Below are 21,063 nucleotides of genomic sequence, written 5' to 3'. Positions count from 1 at the left end.
ATGTCTGACTCAACATGTCCTCATCAACACCGCTGGCATAAAGCAATACGCCGCACCACGCAGCGGATAAGCCACTTACCGCGCCAGCGCAGTAGCGGTCGCGTAACACGCGCGACCGGCATGGTGATTGAAGTCGTTGGGCTGCGCGTAGCCGTGGGCAGTGCCTGCCGTATAGAGCTTCCTGGCCCTGATGGGCGCCTTACGGATAGCGATAAACATGCAGAAGCCGAAGTGGTCGGCTTTGCGGGCGACAAACTCTTCCTTATGCCGCTGGAAGAAATTTCCGGGCTGATGCCTGGCGCCAGAGTCTCCCCACTTGGCGATGGAAGCGGGCACAGCGCGCGCCGCTTCCCCATCGGAGATGAATTATTGGGCCGCGTTTTAGACGGAAACGGCAATCCTTTGGATGATCGTGAAAGCGTTGAGGACGTAACCCATGCAACGCTTAGCTCGGCGCCACTGAATCCGCTATCCCGTGCGCCGATTGAAGATCAGATTGATGTTGGCATTCGTGCCATCAACGCGCTTTTAAGTGTCGGCAGAGGCCAGCGAATGGGCCTGTTTGCAGGCTCCGGTGTCGGTAAATCGGTGCTACTGGGCATGATGGCTCGCTACACCCAAGCCGATGTTATCGTGGTGGGCTTAATTGGTGAACGTGGTCGAGAAGTACAAGACTTTATTGATCACATTCTAGGGCCGGAGGGCCGACGTCGTTCTGTAGTCGTCGCTGCGCCAGCCGACACCTCGCCGCTGCAGCGCCTCCAAGGGGCCGCTTATGCGACACGGCTGGCCGAAGGGTTTCGCGATGCTGGGCGCAATGTGTTGCTGATTATGGATTCGTTAACTCGTTATGCCATGGCCCAGCGTGAAATTGCCCTCGCCATTGGTGAACCACCGGCGACCAAAGGGTATCCACCTTCCGTATTCGCCAAGCTACCAAGCCTTGTTGAACGGGCAGGCAATGCTGAGCGCGGAGGCGGATCCATTACCGCATTTTATACCGTGCTTACCGAAGGTGATGATCAGCAGGACCCGATTGCCGACTCTGCTCGGGCAATTCTAGATGGCCATATTGTGCTATCTCGCAGCCTTGCCGAAGCGGGCCACTACCCGGCTATTGATATTGAAGCCTCCATTAGCCGTGCGATGACGGCAATTGCCACACCGGAACAACTACAGGAAGCCCGCGCTTTTAAGCAAATGTTTTCTCGCTATCAGCGTAATCGTGATTTGATTAGCGTCGGTGCTTATAGCCCAGGCCACGACGCAAGGCTTGACGAAGCGGTGAATCTTTTTCCCGCGCTTGAACGCTTTCTTCAACAAAACATTAGCGAGTGTGCAACGCTTGAGGATTCACGCCAGGCACTGCATACCGTAGTGGGAGGTCGAACATGAGCCATTCACAGCTAGAAATGTTAACGGGTTTAGCCAAGGATGCTCGCGACCAGGCAGGCCAACTGCTTGCACATGAGCGACAAACCGAGCAGCAGACGGCCGCTCAGTTGCAATCACTTAGTCAGTATCGCACGGAGTATGCCGAGCGTTTGCAAAAGGCCATGCGCGAAGGTATTGACCCCGCTACCATGTACAACTATCAGCAGTTTCTGGCCTCACTTGACGCTGCGTTAAGTCGTGCTCGCCAAGCATTGATCGCTCAACAGCAGCGCGTTCAGCAGAGTCAGCAGCACTGGCAACAAGAGCAGCGCAAGCTCTCTTCCTACGATACACTGACCACCCGTCGGCTATCAGAAGAGCACCGTCGTCTTGAACGCCATGAGCAAAAAACCAATGATGACTTGGTGACCAGCCGCTTGGCTCGCCAGCACAATGAAAAACCGCATTAGTGGCACTGAGGAACGATAAATGAACATACAGCTATTGCTATCAGGAGCACAGAATCAGGGTTCCGCCTCAATGGCCAGGTCGCCTCTCTCTGCGTCTGTAGATACGCCGAACCTTTTTCGCCAGGCGTTATCACAAGCAGCTAATTTGCCATCAACTAATGCGCCATTAAGTGCTAACGAAGCAGCCAGCCAGTCTCAAGAACAGCTTGCCTCATTACAGGCCAGGTTATCGGGCGATTCGTTAGCGCCACATCAGGCGGTTGACCCGTCCAACAGCGAGCCATTAACGTTTCTTGATGAAATTGCAGCCCGCATGAGCCTGCTTGCTTCCTTCGCAGAACCAACCGAGCCGGCTGAAGCGCTTCAAGGGGTAGCGTCTGAGTTTGAGACACTGCTCCAACGGCTTGACCTGAGCCAAGAACAGACCGCTGAATTGCTCAGTGCACTCGGCATACGCCCCCAACCTGGTATGGCGTTAGAGCACTCAGACAACGCCATTGAATTACTCTCGCATCTTAGCGAAGAAGAAGCTGGTCAGCTTGTTAGCGCGTTAAGCGTAATGCTTGCCTCTACGATGCAAAGTAGTGCCGGGACATCGGCCGCTCATAAAGGGCCTCTTGGCCAAGCCGCTTTATCGCCCCCTCTGCTGGGCCAACCGTTGAACAGTGGCGCCTATCGTCATGATGCATCAAGCACTCTTTCTACAACAAACGCTCTTCCGACAATGTTGGACGCCGCTAACGGCCAACCAACTGTTGTCAGCAGCCAGGATGTTTTTACAAAAATTGGCCCATTGACGTCTTCAGCGCCGCTGGCAACGCCAGACGAACTTGAGCCGTTTTTACGTGGTGGCCAACCAGCCGCTGCAGGATTCCCGAACTCAGCCTCCGCCGGCAATGCCCCTGCCGCAGCGTCCTTGTTGATGCCATCTTCATACGCTTCGCTGGGAACACCAGTCAGCAGTCCGGCTTGGCCTTCACAGCTTGGCCAGCAGTTGGTTCAGTTCGCTCAGCGCGGAGGCGAGCAGCAGATTAAAATGCAACTACATCCTGCTGAGCTTGGGCCACTGTCAATTACCTTGAAAGTCAGTGAGCAAGGGACACAAGCGCACTTCTTATCGTCACACATGCAGGTTCGCCAGGTGGTTGAACAAGCGATTCCTCAGCTCCGTGAAGCACTCGCAGAGCAGGGCATTTCGCTAGGTGAAACCTCCGTTGGCGAACAGCATAATCCCAATGAACAGGCCTTTGCTGAAAAAGGCAATAACGCCGGTGCGCAGATGGGCAGTAGCGCAACGGACAGTGATCAAGACACGCTAACGCCCGTTGCGGAGAATGTTTCACGCCCGCTTGATGGTCGGGTTGATCTTTACGCTTAAATATTCATTGTACGAGTAGCGACTCACGCGCCCCGGGTGCGCAAAACCAAAAGATAGGCTCGCCAAGCGAGCCTGTTCATTTCATCACCGCCCGCCATATTAGGCATAATGCGTAATCAGTGGTGTGTGGCGATTATGGGAACGGAACGACTAATGGCTGAAAAAAGCGGCGGATCCAAAAAACTGCTCTGGATAATGATTGTTCTGGTGCTCCTTTCCTCAGCAGGGGCGGCAGCAGCTATTTATATGGTGCTTGACCAGCGTAATGAGAAGAGTGCTGATGGCGAATCACAGCTACCAGCAGAGCGTGAAACGCCTGTGTTTACGCGAATTGATCCTTTTACGGTCAACCTTGCAGATGATCGCTATGGTTCTCGCCTCTTGTATACAGGTATTACGCTGCGCGTTGGCAATGAAGAGAGCAAAGCAATTATCGAAGAGCATATGCCTCAGGTGCGTAGCCGTCTGCTGATTTTACTCTCAGGCAAGCAAGCCAGTGAACTTACCTCCATAGAAGGTAAGGAGCAGCTAGCACAAGCGATTATCAGTCGCCTGGGCGTGCCCCTGACAGAAAATCAGCCGCCGCTTGATCTGCGCGAAGTGCTGTTTACTGAATTTATTGTGCAATAACCCGGGCACTGGAGCCGTTCATGTCGCAGGACGATCTACTGTCCCAGGAAGAAATTGATGCCTTACTAAAAGGCGTCAGTGGTGATGAAGAACCATCGCCCTCCTCTTCGCAGTCAACTAACGAGACGCGCATTCGCCCTTATGACCCTTCAACACAACATAGGGTCATCCGTGAACGCTTACACGCATTCGACTTTATTAATGAGCGATTTGCCCGTTATTTCCGAAACGGCTTGTTTAACTTGATTCGGCGTAGCGCTGACATCACGGTGGAATCCGTCCGTTATCAAAGCTTTAGCGAGTTTTCACGTAACGTGCCAGTACCTACCAACTTAAACCTGGTAGCTATGAAGCCACTACGTGGCTCGGCATTGGTGGTTTTCCCACCTAACCTTGTTTTTATGGTGGTAGACAATCTGTTTGGTGGCGATGGCCGTTTTGTTACCAAATCAGACGGTCGTGAATTTACCAATACAGAACAGCGTATTATTTACCGCCTTCTGAACCTGGCAATTGATGCCTACCAGGAAGCATGGAAGGTCGTGTATCCGGTCGATGTTAATTTTATGCGCTCTGAAGTCCAGGCCAAGTTTGCCAACATCACCAATTCGCCGAACGAAATTGTCGTCAACACCAAGTTCAATATTGAAGTGGGCAATCTCTCAAGTAATTTCCAGATTTGCATGCCCTACGCCATGATTGAGCCTCTGCGGGACCTGCTCACCAATCCTATTAACGACAGTAATCATGACCATGACGGCACCTGGTCCCGGCGCATGGCCAGCGAGATACGCCAATCAGAAGTAGAACTGGTGGCAGAGTTCGCTCAAATACCTAGCCGTATTGCACAGGTAATGGGGCTAAAGAAAGGCGATGTATTGCCGCTGGACATTCCCGATACGATTACCGCTCGTGTTGATGGAGTCCCGGTCATGGAGTGCGAGTATGGTAGCCAACGCCAGCAGCATGCGCTGCGCGTTCTCCATATGATCGACCATGCCGCTATGAATAACGTATCGTCACTGGACTTTATTAAAGGTTCGAAGCGACAGCAAGCCAAGGAATCCAAAGCATGACTGATCCTAATAAACCCGATCAAAATGTCTCCGATGACGATTGGGCGGACGCCATGTCTGAGCAAGAAGAGACGCCAAACGCTACCGATACGGCCAGCGAGGAAGATCCTTGGGCAGCAGCAATGGCTGAACAAGAGGCCGCCGAGGAAGAGGCCCCGCCCCCTGAAGATGCAGCGCCAGACACTTCAGCCGCGAAATCCGCCAGCGATGAAATATTTAGGCCTCTAAGTCCCGCTGACGAAAGCAAGCAGTCGCGCGACCTTGAAATGGTCATGGATATCCCGGTAAAACTGACCGTAGAACTTGGCCGGACGAAGCTTACGATCAAGCAGCTGCTTGAGCTTGCCCAAGGGTCGGTGATTGAGCTCGAAGGGTTGGCAGGCGAGCCGATGGATATCCTCATTAACGGCTACTTGATCGCGCAGGGTGAAGTCGTTGTTATCGAAGACAAGTACGGTATTCGTATTACCGAAATCATCACACCCTCTGAGCGCATTCACAAGCTTAACCGATGAGTGCTGACACCTCTCCATTGCAAGATGGAACTATCGATGCGCTAGGCAGCAGCGGCGATGCGTTTATCGGCATGGCCATGTTCGGTAAAACCGCCGCTGCCTTGGCATTGGTTATAGCCATGATTCTACTCTGCACAGCACTCTTAAAGCGCTGGCAGAACGCTCGCCCGCAACAGGGGGCCCACCTACGCGTCATTACGAGCACGGCGGTCGGCAACCGCGAGCGCGTAGTCGTCGTCGAAATTGAAGACACCTGGCTGGTTCTTGGAGTAGGTAATGGCCGAGTCACCAAGCTGCATGAGCGCCCGGCACCTGACGACCGACCTGCTCCTTCCCCTCGTTCTGATTCGCCGCCTTTTGCACAACGGCTTTCTCAGGCGCTGGCAAACCGTCGGCGTAAAGGCTCCGATACCGACCCACATCAAACACCATGAGGCATAGGATGCACTCCGTTAGGTCCTACTGGCAGCTTTGGCTGCTGTTTGGCGTTGCTGTCGCACTTTGTATGTTGACTAACCCCGTGCATGCACAGCAATTGCCAGGCGTTATCTCTCAACCGCTTGAGGATGGCGGTCAGCAGTGGTCGCTATCGCTTCAAACACTTCTGTTTTTAAGCTCGCTGGCATTCCTGCCAGCGATGCTACTGATGATGACCAGCTTTACACGGATCATTATTGTGCTGAGCCTGCTGCGAACCGCGATGGGTACGCAGGCAACGCCACCCAATCAGGTGCTGCTAGGTATCGCGCTGTTCCTAACCTTTTTTATCATGTCACCCGTTCTTTCTCAGGTGTATGACACCGCCTGGCAGCCTCTATCGAACGAGACGATTAATTTTGAAGAGTTTTTGCTGCGTGCCCAGCTACCGTTTCGTGAGTTTATGCTTGCCCAAACGCGGGAACCTGATTTAGCACTATTCGTCCGCTTGGCAGACGTAGGACCTTTGCAAGGTCCTGAAGAGCTCCCCATGCGCGTGTTATTGCCTGCCTTTGTCACCAGCGAGCTTAAAACTGCCTTTCAAATCGGTTTTACTATTTTCATTCCCTTTTTGATTATCGACCTGGTGGTCGCCAGCACGTTAATGGCATTGGGAATGATGATGGTGCCGCCCGTGACGATTTCATTACCGTTCAAATTAATGCTTTTTATACTGGTTGACGGTTGGCAGTTAATCATTGGCTCACTCGCCCAAAGCTTTTACGTTACCTAGGTGCCGCGCCAGCGGCAAGGAGCAAGCATGACCCCTGAGGTGGTAATGAGCATGGCGTATCAAGGCATGCGCGTCACGCTATTTCTGGCAGGCCCCATACTGCTGGCGGCGCTTTTTACCGGTTTACTTGTTAGCCTTTTTCAAGCGGCCACGCAAATTAACGAAATGACGCTCACCTTTATCCCTAAAATCCTGGCGGTATTTGCCGTTCTGGTTTTGGCGGGCCCGTGGTTGATTAGCTTGATTACGGATTTTACGACACGACTGTTTACCAACATTCCCAACATGGTGATGTAGTGCCATGGTGGAAATCACCTTTGCTCAGCTGCAAGGCTGGTTGATAGCCTTTTTATGGCCCTTTGCGCGCATTACAGCGTTTATGGCCGTTTCCCCGCTGTGGGGACATTCCAGTATCCCTAACCAGGCAAAAGTCGGAATCGCCGCGCTAGTGACCATTGTGATTGCACCTATTCTCCCTGCCATGCCGAATGTCGCCATTATGTCCTGGGCAGGCATAGGGATCATGATAGAGCAAATAGTGATCGGGCTAGCCATAGGGCTGGTAATGCATATTGTATTTGCGGTTGTTCAGGCGGCCGGTGAGTATATTGGCTTACAAATGGGGCTCGCGTTTGCCACGTTCTTTGATGCTTCTAGCGGCACCAATATTATGGTGCTATCACGCATTTTATATATGATCACATTGCTAATGTTTTTAGCGTTTAACGGCCACCTAATGGTGCTTGAAACGCTGGTCATGAGTTTTGAGACACTGCCCATCGGGATAAGCGGCTTGAACCCGGGGGCCTTCGATCTTCTGGCCCGCTACGCAGGCACTATCTTCGCCGCGGGCATGCTGCTAGCACTACCCGTTGTGGGCGCGTTACTGATTATCAACCTATGTCTCGGTATTCTTAATCGCTCCGCCCCTCAGCTTACCGTGTTCAATATTGGCTTCCCCACCTCACTCACCGTCGGGCTAACGCTCTTGATGGTCTTAATGACGCGTATTGACCGTTTTCTACAGGCCCTCTTTAGCCAAGGGCTGGGAATGATGCAAAACCTGATAGAAGCCATGGCTCCTTTAAACTAACAGCGCCTATAAACTAAAAAGCCCTGTTACGGTAAATAACCGTGACAGGGCTAATATCATGCTCTTACCTGTTTTTACATATAGTTAAACAGTGACAAGCCCTTAACATCCACAAACGTCTTCTGCGCGGCCTGCATGCCCACCTGGCGCAGGCTATACTCAGAAATAGCCTCCACATAATCCAGATCTACTAGATCCGACAGCGTTTGCGTATAGTTCATCATGCGGTTACTGCCCACCGCATCAATAACGTCCAACTCATTAAGACGTGCGCCTGCAGAGGCACGCACGGTCAACACGTTATCCAATGCGTTATCCAGTTCGCGCATCGAGCTATTTAAGGTGTTACGCATAGCCGCTTTTTCGGTATCCGTTTGTGCGGGATTTTCAAGCACGCCAATCGCCGCTTCCAGGGTCTTAAAGAGATCTGCAGGCTGTTCTGGAGTGCCTGGGCGGGCCATGGAAATTTCGTCGCCGTCTGCCGGTTCCCCGGTAAGGGTAATGCTGATGCCGCCAAACGATAGCTGTTGCCCATCGCCAACATATTCGCCGGTTTCAATCTCGCCGTCAGTCCCCGTTACCGTGTAAGCAATATCACCGCTATCATCATCGACGTTGAACTCGACGGTGAATGCCTGCCCATAATCATCATTGGTGACATCTTTAATGTTAGGGCCCGAAAAAGTCACACTGCCATCATTTCCCGGCGCTGCTTTCGCCACGTAGCTAGCACTACTTGGCACACTCTGGAAAATGGTTTTACCATTTTCAGTCACCGGCATTAATCGGGAGGAATCAACTTGCTGCTGGCGACTATTCGCATCACCATTATATTCAACGCTGCCTTCTGCATTTTTAGCAAACGGAGGCGCATTGTCCTTGTAACCGCCAAATAGATAACGGCCATTACCATCGGTCGCATTTGCCTGACCGATGAGCGTTTCGTAAACGCCTTTTAATTCACTGGCAACCGACTCACGGTCCACATCGCTAAGCGTATCGCTAGAGGCTTGGATGAGCAGCTCTTTTGCGCGGATTACCGCATCGCTCACGCTATTGAGGATACTCTCTGTTTGTGCTACTGAGTTGCGAGCCGAGACACGCGAATCAGCGTATTGCTCAGTAATAGAGATTGACTGATCAACGCCCACCGCACGTGAGGCCGCCTGCGGGTCATCCGAGGGGTTGACTACCCTACGACCACTGGCGAGTTGCTGACTCACCTTTAAGAAATCACTTTGCTGGCGATTCATGGAGGCCGTGCTTTGCTCAAACATCGTTACGCTGCTAATACGCATAGCCTAGACTCCTGGATTAACCGCGCAGGTTCAAGATAGTGTCCATAATCGAGCCAGCCGTATCAATAACACGTGCGTTGGCCATATAGTACTGCTGGTAGCGAATCAGATTGGCAGCCTCTTCGTCCAGGTTTACACCAGACTCAGACTGCTGCACCGCACGCAGCTGATCGGTTAGTCCTTGACGCGCATCCAGGTTGACTTGAGTAATATTGGCACGGTTACCCACATCACTCACAATGGAGGCGTAGGCAGAACTAACGGAGGCTGAGCCTCCTACCACAGCTTCACTCTGCAACTTTTGCAAAGCCAATGCGTTACGGTTATCACCCGAGGCCGCGATAATGTTTTGAGCAACCGTTAACGTCGCCGTTTCACCATCGGCAGGACGTGAGGAAAGTGTAAAGCTCATCCCATCAATTTCAACCGCTTGGCCTTCCTCTAATTCACTGCTATCCACATCAAACGGCTGACCATCAACGCGGACCGTTGCCCCCGCTGGCTCTACCTTTAGCGCACCCTCTGAATCCAGCGTTAACGTATACTCTTTATGGTTAGAGAACGCCCCTGGCGACATCTTCAGATCATCAACGGCTAAATCACCCGAGTGTTTAAATGAAGTAAGAGAACTGCCTTCTTCACCGTCTAAGCCTGCATCACCTGCGGCTATTTTATCCCCGTCCGTAATCGCCACCTTCATATCCTGGCCGGCGCGACGAACAGGCTGAATTTCGAACTTATCGCCATTCTGTGGCGTACTCTCAAAGGCAACATTAACGCCACCAAAGGACAGTACTCCGCCATCCAATGTGAAGTCCACCTCGTCACCACTGTCATTACGTGTCACGCTAAACGCGTCATTGCGATAACTGATGGTGTAGTCTGTAGCGCGTAGCTCATCAATATTATCCGTATCGAATTCAACGGATGCTATTTCAGAGGCATTGCCTTTATAGCTGTATCCTAGCGGCTTACTTAGTTCAAAGAAGTCCCCACCCAATTCGCCATCCAGGTCCACACCCTTTTTATGCTGATCGTTAAAAGCAACCGAGAGCGAAACAGCCAGCTGACCAATCTGGTTCTGCGTTTTATCCAACGTCTCGGAACGAAACGCCATTAGTCCGCCCAGCGTACCGCCTTTTATCGTTGACTCATTTAACTTTACAACGTTACCACTACCATCGCGATAGCCAACTATGGTGCGTTGTGGGTCGTTGTCAGCCTGTACAGCCTCGAGTTTAAAGGAGTCTGTACCCGTCACGAGCGGCTGGCCGTTGGGAAGGCTAATGTTATAGGTTTTACCGTCCTGAATATTCAGGCGCAGATCCATTCGCTCGTTAAGCTTAGAAACCAGATGATCGCGCTGGTTAAGCAGGCTATTAGGCGCATCCCCCGTACGCGCACGCGCCAGAGAAATTTCTTTATTCAGCCCCGCAATCTGCTCAAGCGAGTTATTAATTTGGGTAACTTCATCCTTGATTTGGCTATTAATATTGCTCTGCATATCCTGCAGATAGCCATCAAAGGATCGAAACTGAGCACTTAATGTGCTTGCTGTTCCAAGCACCCCTTGACGAGCTGCCGGGTCAGACGGCGAGCTTGCCAGGTCTTCAAGCGAAGAAAAGAAGCCCTGCATCAGCGGCGCCAAACCAGCGGCTCGGTCGGCCAGCAGGTTATCGATTTGCGAGACCTGATTGTTATAGGTCTCAAGCGCACTCGATTGTGTCTTCGCGCTATTAAGCTGATTAGCGACGTAGGTATTAAACTGTCGCTCAATGGCATCCACTTTCACACCACCGCCTACATTGCCCTCACCCAGCTGAGTGAGTTCACGGTTGTAGCCCGGCGTGTAAACATTGCTGATGTTATTACTGGTGGTGTTTAAGGCATTCTGGGCAGCATTAAGGCCGCTTAAGCCAACAGAAAACATGCTCATGGTTGATATCCTTAGGCCGATACCTAATATATCGGCAGCACCCTAAAAAACTTAAGCCCTACCTAGCGCGAATCCGCCAGGTAGGTGCTCTCTGTTGTTAGCGACCCCATGGTATTCATAACGGCTATCAGCTTTTGGGCGTAGCGCGGGTCTGTGGCATAGCCGCCTCGCTGCAACGCATGCGCGGCCTGCTCGGCACTGGACGCCTGCACCACCGCTGCGTAACGCGAATTTTTGCCGATCAGGTTGGCATAATCGGTAAGCGAATGCTCAAACGAATCATAGACACGGAACGTATCAACCACCTGTGTGCGGCGCCCGTTAATATATTCATGCGTCACAATATCGGTGGTTTTACCCTGCCAATGGCTACCCGCTTTAATCCCGAACAGGTTATGGCTGTTGCCTCCCTGACGGGTGGCTATTTCATGCTGCCCCCAGCCAGTTTCCAGGGCTGCCTGTGCTAATATCAACTCGGCGGGAACACCGCTTGCTTTACTGGCAGCTTGAGCGGGAACCGCCAATTTATCGATAAAGCGCTGCACATGCTCTGGCGCGTTGTTATTAGCGCCAGACATGCCAAGTGATGCCTGCTCACCAACGTCAGCACGCTTGCGTATCGCATCCAGCTCTGACAGAAAGCGACCGCTTCCCGGAGAGTTAGAAGGGTGCTCTCCTTGCGGCTGTATGGCGCCATCCAGCACACGTGGAGTGCCACGTGGAATACCGGCAATGAGCGCTTGTAGTTCTTGGTCGGCCACATTTTCTTCGCCCACCACACCTTGGCGCTGAAGCTGCTCGACCAGTACATCTGCCAGGCCTATTCCTTTGGATGCAATGACCTGCGACCACTGCTGGTCCAGCATCTGCTGATAGGTATCAGTCGTCGTGCTACTCATCAGATCTGAAGAGGGAATAGCGTCACGCATGCTCTTCATCATCATATGCACAAAGAGCGCTTCAAACTGTTGGGCGGCTGAGTCTACTCCCGCTTCCGGGTCGACGCGCGCCGTATGCTGCAATCGCTGAAAACCCTGAACGTCTAACGCAAACTGGCCGGTCATATCATTAGAGACGCTCATTAAATCACCTCCAGCTCGGCACGCAGCGACCCAGACGCTTTTAACGCCTCAAGAATCGTCATCAAATCCTGAGGTGTCGCCCCCAAGGCATTCAGCGCATTAACCACGTCCGTAAGCTGAGCACCCTCTACGATTTGTAGATACGCTTCCTGCTGCTCAATATCGATGTCCGTATCCGGTACCACAACGGTTTGGCCCTGACTAAACGGGCCTGGCTGGCTCACACCCAGGTTTCTATCGATGGTGATTGATAAGCTCCCGTGGGCGACTGCCGCTTGGCGTAACGTCACAGCACTGTTCATTACCACGGAACCAGTACGCGAATTTAATACCACTCTGGCCGGCGCTTCGGTGGGTGTTACCTGAACGTTCTCTACGCGTGCCATAAAGTTGACCCGCGCGTTAGCATCGACAGGGCCATCCAGCGCAATGACACGCCCATTACGGGCATAGGCCACCGATTGGCCAAATTCGTTATTAATCGCGGCCACCATACGCTGCACAGTACCGAAGTCCACTTCATTTAATTGCAGCTCAAGCATCCCGCCGTTGCCGCCCAGATTAAGTGCTACTTCACGCTCAACCAGGGCGCCGCCGGGGATACGACCCGCTGCCTGCTGGTTAATCTGTACGCTGCTACCGCCTGCCTGGGCGCCCGCACCGCCTACCAGCATATTGCCTTGAGCAATCGCGTAGATATCGCCATCCGCACCTTTTAACGGTGTCATCAATAGCGTCCCCCCGCGTAGGCTACGCGCGTTGGCAATAGATGAAACCACAATATCCACACGCTGACCTGGACGCGCAAAAGGCGGTAAATCTGCGGTCACCATTACCGCCGCTACGTTACGTAGCTGCATATTGGTGCCTGGTGGAATAGTCACGCCGAGCTGAGACAGCATGTTGGAGAGGCTTTGGCTGGTAAAGGGGGCCTGGGTTGTTTGGTCACCCGTGTTATCCAGCCCGACCACCAAGCCATAGCCCACCAATTGGTTATCGCGCACGCCTGCAAAACTGGCTAGCTCAATCACGCGCTCGGCATAAACGGGTAAAGCAAGTAGGCACATAAGTAGCAGTGCACCCAGTTGCGCCAGCCGCATTTTAATTAATCGAAAACCGTTTAGCTGCATGACGATCACTCTAGGCCACTAAGTTGTTTAGCCATTCCAGGTACCATTAGAAGGGCGAAATATTCAAGAAAAAGCGCTGCAGCCACCCCATGTGCTGAGCTTCATTAATATAGCCATCCCCCACATACTCTATCCGCGCATCCGCTACCTGCGTGGAAGGCACCGTATTCTGGGTGGTAATCGTACGTGGATTCACGACACCTGAAAAACGTATGAACTCGGTCCCTTGGTTAATAGCGATCTGCTTTTCGCCCCTAACACGCAAGTTACCGTTATTCATGACTTCTAAAACCGAGACGGTAATGGTACCAGTAAACGAGTTGTTCGCTTGCGCGCCGCCACCGCCGTTAAAATCGCTGGCCCCGGCAATATCGAAACCATATTCAGCCAGGGTGTCGAGTACATCAGGCAACTGGGCAAGATCCAGCGATGCGCTGCCGTTACGCGACGCATTTGTACGCGCATTTTTGCTGGCGCTTACCTGCTCATCCAACACGATGGTGAGAATGTCCCCCATTGCTCTTGGTCGACGGTCTTCAAAAAGCGGCTGATAGCCTTGCCGGGCTTGGTAAATTGAGCCATTGGGAATAGGCGGTGGGCGATCCACAATTTCAATCTGCTCTTGTTCACCCACTACTGAGGCGCGGGGTATCTGGGCACAGCCGGCCGCCAGTAAGGTAAAAAACAGCAAAGCAATAATGCTTAGCTGACGGCTAACATGGTAAAAATCCCGCATGGTTCAATAAACCTCAACGCGCTCTTTATAGCTGGCTCAAACGTGCCAACATTTCATCGCTGGTAGATACGGCTTTGCTGTTAATCTCATACGCGCGCTGGGTTTGGATCATGCTAACCATCTCTTCCACAACGTTCACGTTCGAGGTCTCGACGTAGCCTTGGAACAAGCGCCCGGCACCGTTAATACCCGGTATATTTTCATTGGGAGCACCGGAGGCACCGGTTTCCAAGTAAAGGTTTCCACCTATGCTTTCTAAACCAGCGGGATTAATAAACGATGTCAGCGTGACTTGGCCAATATCGTTGTCTATCGCAACGCCTGGCTGACGAACACTTACCGTACCATCTTCAGCGATAGTCACAGCCAAGGCATTTTCCGGCACAAAAATAGCTGGCTCCAGCGGGTAGCCGTTCGCCGTCACCATCTGACCATTTTCGTTGAGCTGGAAGCTTCCATCCCGGGTATAGCCACTCGTACCATCAGGCAACAACACTTGGAAAAAACCTTCACCGTTGATGGCAAGGTCACGTGAGTTTTCGGTTTGCTCCAGGCCACCTTGAGTATGTAAACGCTCGGTTGCCACGGCGCGAACGCCGGTACCGACCTGCATACCTGAAGGCAGTCGGTCCTGGATATTGTTCTGTGCACCTGGCTGGCGCATATTCTGGTACAACAAATCTTCAAACACAGGGCGCGAACGCTTAAAGCCATTGGTGCTAACGTTGGCCAGGTTATTGGATATAACATCCAATTTCGTTTGCTGAGACTCAAGCCCGGTTTTAGCAGTCCACAAAGAAGTAATCATGAGTGTTCGTGTTCCCTTGTTAGGCGGCTGCTATCAGCCCTGAATAGAGAGCATGCTGTTGGCCCGCTGAGCATTCTCATCAACGGTGCTGAGCACTTTCATTTGCATATCGTAACGCCGAGCGACATCAATCATCGCGACCATGGCATCCACAGCGCTGACATTACTGCCTTCAAGCGCACCGCTGACCAAACGGGCATCCTCGTTTCCTGGTAGTATGCCAGGTTCTCCCGCGTCATTGAGCGGAGCACGAAATAAGCCATCATCACCGCGCGTCAGTAACTGATCGTTTGGAGTTACCAATTTGATCCGACCAACATCAACGAGCGCTTCCGGGCCCTCGCCTTCAGGAATAGCGCTAATCGTGCCATCGGCGCCGATGGATACCTGCGCCCCTTGAGGCACCGCAATAGGACCACCATCGCCCATCACAGGGCGGCCTACGTTGAGCAGAACACCATCGCTATCCAACTGCAGGTCGCCACGGCGTGTGTAGGTTTCCGTACCGTCATCGGCTAACACCGCCACCCAGGCATCACCCTGCATCGCGATATCCAGCGCACGTCCGGTAAACTCAACCGGCCCTTGTGAAAAATCACTCCCCGGCGTGGTGGTCATGACTGACGTACGCGTCGCCAAGAACGCTTCGCCTTGAACGGGCACCGAGCGCGCGGCCTGAAGCTGCGCACGAAAGCCGGTGGTGGTCACGTTCGCCAAGTTGTTGCTGACCACCGACTGCTGATCCATGGCGTTTTTAGCACCGCTCATGGCGGTATATAGCATCCGATCCAAGTGATTTACTCCTTACACGAAAAGCCCATTATTAAAGGTTAATAATGGTTTGCAGGAGCTCATCCTGGGTGCTGATGGTTTGTGAGTTGGCTTGATAGGCGCGCTGAGCGACAATCATACTCACCAGTTCCTGGGCCATATCAACGTTGGAGGTTTCAGTGGCGCCAGCTTGTATTAAGCCTCGCATTCCTGTCCCTGGAGCGCCCACCAGTTCCTGACCAGAGGAGGCTGTGGCCGTCCAAAGGTTATCGCCGCCTGGCTTCAACCCTTCTGGATTACGAAAACTCGCCATAGCTACTTGGCCCGCAGCAAGCGATTGCTCATTAGAGTAATTGCGCATAATGGTGCCATCATCCTGGATAGTAATGCCGACCAAGGCACCGGACGTGTAGCCATCCTGCGTTACATCAGTTGCAGTAGAGTCATTACCGAATTGCGTAGTGCCGCCAAGATCATAATTAAAGGCAAGTGGCGAGGCAGCACCGCTATTGATATTTAGAGAGATTTGAGTTTGGCTGTCCTGGCGCGGCAAATTATTAAATTCTGCTGCTAATGCTGTCTGAGCAGTTTCTAATTCCGTCCTGCTAGCTTCGTAATCCGTGACGCCACCAGGAATATCTGTAGCTAAGTCAGCTAACTGACCATTGAATAGAGCATTGTCAAAATCTGGATTATTAGTAGTGTCAACGGCGTCACTTGCAGCGGTAAGCGCCGTTAAACTATCAGGTAAATCAGTGATCACAGGGCTTCCACTAGCTATGGCTGACTCTGCGGCGGCCAAGTCTGATTCAACATCCTCGATAGCATCTTGCAACGCGATTATATCGGACTCAGTATCGTCTACATCACCAGAAGAGATAAGCCCAGAAAGATAGGCTTTTGCTTCATCTAACTGACTTCGAACGCTTGTGAGCTGTGTATTGAGAGCTGTTTGATTTTCATCAAAAGCAGCTTGGGTGCTACTCAGGTTAGCTTGAGCCGCCAAGTACTGGTCCGTAACCTCTCGCACTGATGTAAGCACACCATTTTGATTAAACTCTACGAGAAAATTGTTCTCTTCGTTATATTCATTACCGGAAACTACTTTAGCTTCCCAGACATTCTGATTACTACCGTCTGGGCTTCCAACTTTTTCGTAATAAACGTTGATATTAAATGGGTTGCCTAATGAATCGTAGACCGTAAAGTTAGTTGTGAAGTGGTAGTCAATCTCGTTTTCGCCAACTGTAATTGTATTAAGCCCTTCTCCTACTTGTTCACGAGAGTCCAGGTTAAGAACGTTTTCAACAGCGGTTGTTGATTTTGCTGGCAACGCGTCCGAATCCACCGTTAGCCCAACAGCCTGGCCACCCGCCTGCACGTTACCATTAGCATCAGCTGCATAGCCCATGATTTGCGCACCCTGAGCGTTTACCAAGCGGCCATCGGCTGTCATCGTAAGCTGACCGTTACGCGAGTAGCCTACTTCTCCGTTAGGCTGCTGAAAGCGGAAGAATCCTTCCCCTGAAATGGCCAAGTCCATATTACGTGATGAAGACTCAACATTGCCTTGGGTAAAATCTTGCAATACGGCAGATGTGCGTACACCAAGCCCTATGCGTGATTCAGCAAATACGTCGGCAAATTGTACATTTGAACTTTTAAAACCGACTGTCTGCGAGTTAGCAATGTTGTTACCGATCGCGCCTAATTTCTCACGCTGAGCGTTCAGACCACTAAGTGCTTGTGAAAAGCTCATGATGTTCCCCTGAAAAAGATATTGTTTAGCGAATAATCAAAGAATTTGTTTAATTTGATCAAGAGCCACTTGGCCATAAACAGCTCCCAAATCCAGGCGAACATCACTGCCACCAGCTCCTGGCGATACCCCTTGTACCAGCGCATAGTTAAGCGCTCGTGACTCAAGAAGTTCACCGTCTGCATTCATCGCCTTGAAGTTAACGCGGTAGGCACCTTCCGGCACTGCCACGCCATCGTTGGTTAAGCCACCCCAGCTAAAGGATTCGACACCTGCAGCAACAGCACCGAGATCCTTGGTATAAACTACCTCGCCTGCTTTGCTGACTACGGTTACCTCAACATTTTCAGCAGCGCTATCCAGCTCAATACCAAATGGTGTCGCGTAAGAGCCACTTTCTTCGTCAACACTGACCATCACGTTATTGCCAGGCACCAATACAGCCTTATCAATCAATCCTGCGGCCTGTAACGCCTGATTGGCATCCATTTGGCTGGTAATACCTTCAAGTGTGCTATTCAGCTCTTCAATGCCACTTACCGTGTTGATTTGCGCCAGCTGCGAGGTCATTTCCGCGTTTTCCATTGGATTCAGCGGATCCTGGTTCTGTAACTGGGTGACCAGCAGGGTCATAAAGCTATTGCGAAGCTCGTCTGACTGGCGAGCCGATAGACCGTTAGAGCCACCGCTGTTAATACTATTAACAACACTCGTATCGATACTACTCATGATTACCCCTCACCCAGTGACAGCGTCTGCATCATCATCTGTTTTGTGGTATTGAATACCTCTACGTTCGCCTGATAAGAGCGGGACGCGGAAATCATATTCACCATTTCATGCACAGGCTCTACATTGGGCTTGGCCACATAGCCCTCTTCATCAGCTGCGGGATGATTGGGCATGTATTCCAGACGCAGCGGTGAGTCGTCTTCCACAATGTCGGAGACTCTCACGCCACCAATACCAAAACGGGTGTTTTGTGCCTGCGCTTCAAACATCACGTGTTTCGCGCGGTATGTTTCACCATCAGGCCCGGCAATACTATCGGCGTTGGCCATATTGCTGGCGGTGACGTTCATTCGCTGGGATTGAGCACTCATGGCAGAGCCAGCAACATCAAACGCTGAAAACATCGACATCATTTATCTCCTACGCAGTTTGCTGGCCTACTCAGGCTGCATTGCGTTTTTTAGACCCTGGATACGGCGATTCATGATCGTAAGCGCCGCTTGGTAACGCACGGCATTATCAGCAAACTGAGTACGCTCGCGATCCATCTCAACCGTATTGCCGTCCAGACTCGGCTGGGAAGGAATTCGGTACAGTAACGCCGCATTACCGGCGCCTTGCCAAGCAGGCCCGGCACCGGCCAAATGCTGTCCAGACGTCCGAGCGAGCGTTAACCCCCCTTGGCTGCCCTGTTGTGAAACGCCACCGTCAACGGCTTTTTTAAGCTCGTTGGCAAAATCAATGTCCCGCGCCTTATAATTTGGCGTGTCGGCATTCGCAATATTAGCGGCCAGCACTTCATGACGCGATTGACGCAAGCCTAATGCCTGCTGGTGGTAGTTAAAGGCAGATTCTAGTTGATCAAGCATGCCGCGCCCTCGCTCGCCGGGAGGCAAAAAAATTAAATTTATCGATGGTGAAGAATACGCTTACGGCTGTCAGCCCAAAGCATGGAACAGCTAGCGTTTACACCAGCATTTCGTCTGTTTCATCTACTTCTTTTTCGCTACACTTACTGACTAAATCTCGTTATCCCCCGCCTGCTGAGCTGCCCCGCCATGTCACATCCGCTGCACATAAAACGTTGCTTCTCAGCAGTGTTCACGCGCTATTTTTCACTGGTGGTCTGTTTGGCGTGTTTCTCAAGCGCACAGGCAGACGATGCGCTCATGCAGCAAGTGCATCAGTTCTTGTATCAACAAACGCAGCCTCTAGGAGAGGAGGTGGTCATCGACGTGCGCCCCCCTTCTCCTCACTTACCGCCCTGCGTTCAGCCGGAACCTTTTTTGCCCAATGCGGGTCAATCACCTTTAGGGCGTGTTTCGGTAGGCGTTCGCTGCGGTGAAACACATCAGCAAGTGCGCTATTTACAGGCCCAAATTGATGTTATTGGCAACTACTGGGTGGCGCAGCACGATATTAATCGTGGCACACTGATTACCCCTGATATGCTCGTTGAGCAAAGTGGCAATTTGGGGAAGCTGTCGTCGCAAGCCCTAACCAATGAAGAAGAAATTGTTGGCAAGGTTGCTCAGCGGCAGATTCGAAGTGGCAGTACCTTTTTAACGCACTTCTTACAAACGCCTTCAGTTGTTGAGCGCGGTCAGCGGGTTATGGTCATCGCTCAAGGCAATGCTTTTCGCGTTTCACGCGAGGGAGAAGTGCTGGAAAGCGGAGGGGTAGGAGACCAGGTTCGCGTGCGCTTTGATACCCGTGAAATAGTAACGGCACGAATTAATGAACAAGGCATTTTAGTGGTGGATTTTTAGATCTGGTCTAAAGTTTTAACCACCAGGGCCGATAGTTGTTATCACTGACGCCGAATACACAGACGTTGACCATAAGGCATACAACGTGAACATTGATAACCTCAATTCATTGTTACGCTCGAACCAAGCGCAGCAACGTGATGAAACACAAAAGATGGGCGGGCCCAAGGCGGCTGAAGTCGCCGGTCAAACGCGTGAATCTACTCAGCTTAGCCATTCTCATTTCGATGATACGCAGGATATCGATATGGTAAAAGTTCAAGAGATTCGCGATGCCATTCGTGAGGGCCGCCTCGAAATGCGGGCTGACCGTATTGCAGATGGCTTGATTGCCAATCTTTCAGAGTTATAAGGTAGCGTATTATGAGTCTTGCCCGCTTGCTTTCCGACCAGCAGCAGCGTATTGATGAGCTAGTGGCGCTATTATCAAACGAGCAAACACTCTTAACGCAGGGTGACATTGACGGAAAAGCGCTTGCCGATACAGCAGAAGGTAAACAAGCGCTGCTGGCCGATATAGAGCGCATTGAAACGCTACGCCGCAATATTCAAAAGCGACTTGGCTATGAAGACAACGCCAACGGGGCACGTTTGGCTGCTCGTGATGCTGGCTGTCAAACGGCTTGGGAAACGCTACTCGAAAAGAGCGAACGTGTTGCGCGTATGAATGAACTAACCGGCCAAATGCTGTCGGTACGCATGAAGCACAATCAGGAAATGCTGGACTATATACGCCGAATTGCGGAAAAAACACTCTATAAACCTGATGGGCGTAATAGCGCGCAGTCAGGAAGGATCAACGCATCCGCTTAGTTATTCCCTTTAGACAAGTATCCCTTCTACAACTTCAATAAAGCCTACCTTTTTATTACTGGCTCAGTTGTCCGAACGTTATACCGCTCTGATTGCCAGGACCAACGGCAGCACCGGTCATGCCGTAGTGAATGGGCTTTTAGCCTCAATGCACCACGCATGTTAGCTGCGTAATTTTCCCCATCCTGGATGTAACAACTGAAGAAGGCCACCTTGCTTTACAGAAGCAGCTAAAGGGATAGCCTGTCTACTTCTTTTTCAATGCCATTGACTTACTGCATGGCGATACTCTCTGTCCCTACCGCCTGAAAAACGTCTGGATCAATTAATGATGGGTAGCCTGCAGACCTCATGCACGTAAATGCTTTCACACCTGCCGATACTGGCAGCTTTTGGGATTGGGAAAGAAAATCTATTGAATGGTAATTGGTCCTACTTTTCTTACACGCATAAAAAATCCCCCGAGGGCTGAGCCCCGGGGGA

General features: G+C 51.7%; 24 protein-coding genes. 13 read left to right on the top strand and 11 right to left on the bottom strand.

Going from position 1 to position 21,063, the window contains the following annotated elements:
- From fliI to fliR, 10 genes are all read left to right on the top strand, one after another.
- Positions 1-1,395, top strand: coding sequence for a flagellar protein export ATPase FliI (gene fliI / locus ACT3RU_RS09035; protein ID WP_192527267.1), 1,395 nt, complete (start codon positions 1-3; stop codon positions 1,393-1,395).
- Positions 1,392-1,844, top strand: coding sequence for a flagellar export protein FliJ (gene fliJ / locus ACT3RU_RS09030; protein WP_192527266.1), 453 nt, complete (start codon positions 1,392-1,394; stop codon positions 1,842-1,844). Before fliI ends, fliJ begins: the two co-directional genes overlap by 4 nt.
- Positions 1,845-1,863: 19 nt before the next feature.
- Positions 1,864-3,222, top strand: a complete 1,359-nt coding sequence (locus ACT3RU_RS09025) for a flagellar hook-length control protein FliK (protein WP_192527265.1) — start codon at positions 1,864-1,866, stop codon at positions 3,220-3,222.
- Between the two features lie 153 nt (positions 3,223-3,375).
- Positions 3,376-3,852: a flagellar basal body-associated protein FliL gene (gene fliL / locus ACT3RU_RS09020; protein ID WP_192527264.1), complete on the top strand. Its 477-nt coding sequence runs from the start codon at positions 3,376-3,378 to the stop codon at positions 3,850-3,852.
- Positions 3,853-3,872: 20 nt separating this feature from the next.
- Positions 3,873-4,928, top strand: a complete 1,056-nt coding sequence (gene fliM / locus ACT3RU_RS09015) for a flagellar motor switch protein FliM (protein ID WP_192527263.1) — start codon at positions 3,873-3,875, stop codon at positions 4,926-4,928.
- A complete protein-coding gene (gene fliN, locus ACT3RU_RS09010) occupies positions 4,925-5,443 on the top strand; it encodes a flagellar motor switch protein FliN (RefSeq protein ID WP_192527262.1) in 519 nt (172 codons plus the stop codon). Before fliM ends, fliN begins: the two co-directional genes overlap by 4 nt.
- Positions 5,440-5,877 (top strand): flagellar biosynthetic protein FliO, encoded by a 438-nt coding sequence (fliO, locus tag ACT3RU_RS09005; protein WP_192527261.1) that lies wholly within the window; start codon positions 5,440-5,442, stop codon positions 5,875-5,877. The genes fliN and fliO overlap by 4 nt, the downstream gene beginning before the upstream one ends.
- A gap of 71 nt (positions 5,878-5,948) precedes the next feature.
- Positions 5,949-6,653, top strand: a complete 705-nt coding sequence (fliP, locus tag ACT3RU_RS09000) for a flagellar type III secretion system pore protein FliP (protein WP_318779691.1) — start codon at positions 5,949-5,951, stop codon at positions 6,651-6,653.
- A gap of 27 nt (positions 6,654-6,680) precedes the next feature.
- The gene (fliQ, locus tag ACT3RU_RS08995; RefSeq protein WP_087109097.1) at positions 6,681-6,950 is read left to right on the top strand and encodes a flagellar biosynthesis protein FliQ; all 270 of its coding nucleotides are present in this window, start codon (positions 6,681-6,683) and stop codon (positions 6,948-6,950) included.
- A gap of 4 nt (positions 6,951-6,954) precedes the next feature.
- Entirely contained in the window at positions 6,955-7,746 is a 792-nt protein-coding gene (gene fliR / locus ACT3RU_RS08990; RefSeq protein ID WP_192527259.1) for a flagellar biosynthetic protein FliR, read from the top strand.
- Between the two features lie 74 nt (positions 7,747-7,820).
- Here fliR and flgL read toward each other — a convergent pair whose 3' ends face one another.
- From flgL to flgB, 11 genes are all read right to left on the bottom strand, one after another.
- Positions 7,821-9,044 carry a flagellar hook-associated protein FlgL gene (gene flgL, locus ACT3RU_RS08985; protein WP_192527258.1) on the bottom strand — a complete coding sequence of 408 codons (1,224 nt, stop codon included), beginning with the start codon at positions 9,042-9,044 and terminating at the stop codon, positions 7,821-7,823.
- A 16-nt stretch (positions 9,045-9,060) separates the two neighbouring features.
- Positions 9,061-10,980 carry a flagellar hook-associated protein FlgK gene (gene flgK / locus ACT3RU_RS08980; RefSeq protein ID WP_192527257.1) on the bottom strand — a complete coding sequence of 640 codons (1,920 nt, stop codon included), beginning with the start codon at positions 10,978-10,980 and terminating at the stop codon, positions 9,061-9,063.
- A gap of 62 nt (positions 10,981-11,042) precedes the next feature.
- Positions 11,043-12,062: a flagellar assembly peptidoglycan hydrolase FlgJ gene (gene flgJ / locus ACT3RU_RS08975; RefSeq protein ID WP_192527256.1), complete on the bottom strand. Its 1,020-nt coding sequence runs from the start codon at positions 12,060-12,062 to the stop codon at positions 11,043-11,045.
- The gene (locus ACT3RU_RS08970) at positions 12,062-13,192 is read right to left on the bottom strand and encodes a flagellar basal body P-ring protein FlgI (protein WP_192527255.1); all 1,131 of its coding nucleotides are present in this window, start codon (positions 13,190-13,192) and stop codon (positions 12,062-12,064) included. The genes flgJ and ACT3RU_RS08970 overlap by 1 nt, the downstream gene beginning before the upstream one ends.
- A 46-nt stretch (positions 13,193-13,238) precedes the next feature.
- Entirely contained in the window at positions 13,239-13,928 is a 690-nt protein-coding gene (locus tag ACT3RU_RS08965; protein WP_192527254.1) for a flagellar basal body L-ring protein FlgH, read from the bottom strand.
- Between the two features lie 25 nt (positions 13,929-13,953).
- On the bottom strand, positions 13,954-14,736 hold the full coding sequence (flgG, locus tag ACT3RU_RS08960; protein ID WP_192527253.1) for a flagellar basal-body rod protein FlgG: 783 nt from the start codon (positions 14,734-14,736) through the stop codon (positions 13,954-13,956).
- A gap of 33 nt (positions 14,737-14,769) precedes the next feature.
- Positions 14,770-15,528, bottom strand: a complete 759-nt coding sequence (locus ACT3RU_RS08955) for a flagellar basal body rod protein FlgF (RefSeq protein WP_192527252.1) — start codon at positions 15,526-15,528, stop codon at positions 14,770-14,772.
- Between the two features lie 31 nt (positions 15,529-15,559).
- A complete protein-coding gene (locus tag ACT3RU_RS08950; RefSeq protein WP_192527251.1) occupies positions 15,560-17,266 on the bottom strand; it encodes a flagellar hook protein FlgE in 1,707 nt (568 codons plus the stop codon).
- Positions 17,267-17,302: 36 nt separating this feature from the next.
- Positions 17,303-17,995, bottom strand: a complete 693-nt coding sequence (locus tag ACT3RU_RS08945) for a flagellar hook assembly protein FlgD (protein WP_192527250.1) — start codon at positions 17,993-17,995, stop codon at positions 17,303-17,305.
- A gap of 2 nt (positions 17,996-17,997) precedes the next feature.
- Positions 17,998-18,408 (bottom strand): flagellar basal body rod protein FlgC, encoded by a 411-nt coding sequence (flgC, locus tag ACT3RU_RS08940; RefSeq protein ID WP_087109119.1) that lies wholly within the window; start codon positions 18,406-18,408, stop codon positions 17,998-18,000.
- 27 nt (positions 18,409-18,435) lie between these two features.
- The gene (flgB, locus tag ACT3RU_RS08935; protein ID WP_087109121.1) at positions 18,436-18,867 is read right to left on the bottom strand and encodes a flagellar basal body rod protein FlgB; all 432 of its coding nucleotides are present in this window, start codon (positions 18,865-18,867) and stop codon (positions 18,436-18,438) included.
- A gap of 252 nt (positions 18,868-19,119) precedes the next feature.
- On the opposite strand from flgB, the gene flgA reads away from it, so the two are divergent.
- From flgA to ACT3RU_RS08920, 3 genes are all read left to right on the top strand, one after another.
- Positions 19,120-19,767 carry a flagellar basal body P-ring formation chaperone FlgA gene (flgA, locus tag ACT3RU_RS08930; protein ID WP_412767834.1) on the top strand — a complete coding sequence of 216 codons (648 nt, stop codon included), beginning with the start codon at positions 19,120-19,122 and terminating at the stop codon, positions 19,765-19,767.
- 85 nt (positions 19,768-19,852) lie between these two features.
- Positions 19,853-20,119 carry a flagellar biosynthesis anti-sigma factor FlgM gene (gene flgM, locus ACT3RU_RS08925; RefSeq protein WP_192527248.1) on the top strand — a complete coding sequence of 89 codons (267 nt, stop codon included), beginning with the start codon at positions 19,853-19,855 and terminating at the stop codon, positions 20,117-20,119.
- Positions 20,120-20,130: 11 nt separating this feature from the next.
- Entirely contained in the window at positions 20,131-20,580 is a 450-nt protein-coding gene (locus ACT3RU_RS08920) for a flagella synthesis protein FlgN (protein WP_192527247.1), read from the top strand.
- Positions 20,581-21,063 lie beyond the last annotated feature (483 nt).

The organism is Halomonas sp. TP35, assembly GCF_052375975.1.
Classification (GTDB): Bacteria; Pseudomonadota; Gammaproteobacteria; order Pseudomonadales; family Halomonadaceae; genus Vreelandella; species Vreelandella citrativorans.
This window is presented reverse-complemented; position numbering and strand designations above follow the sequence as displayed.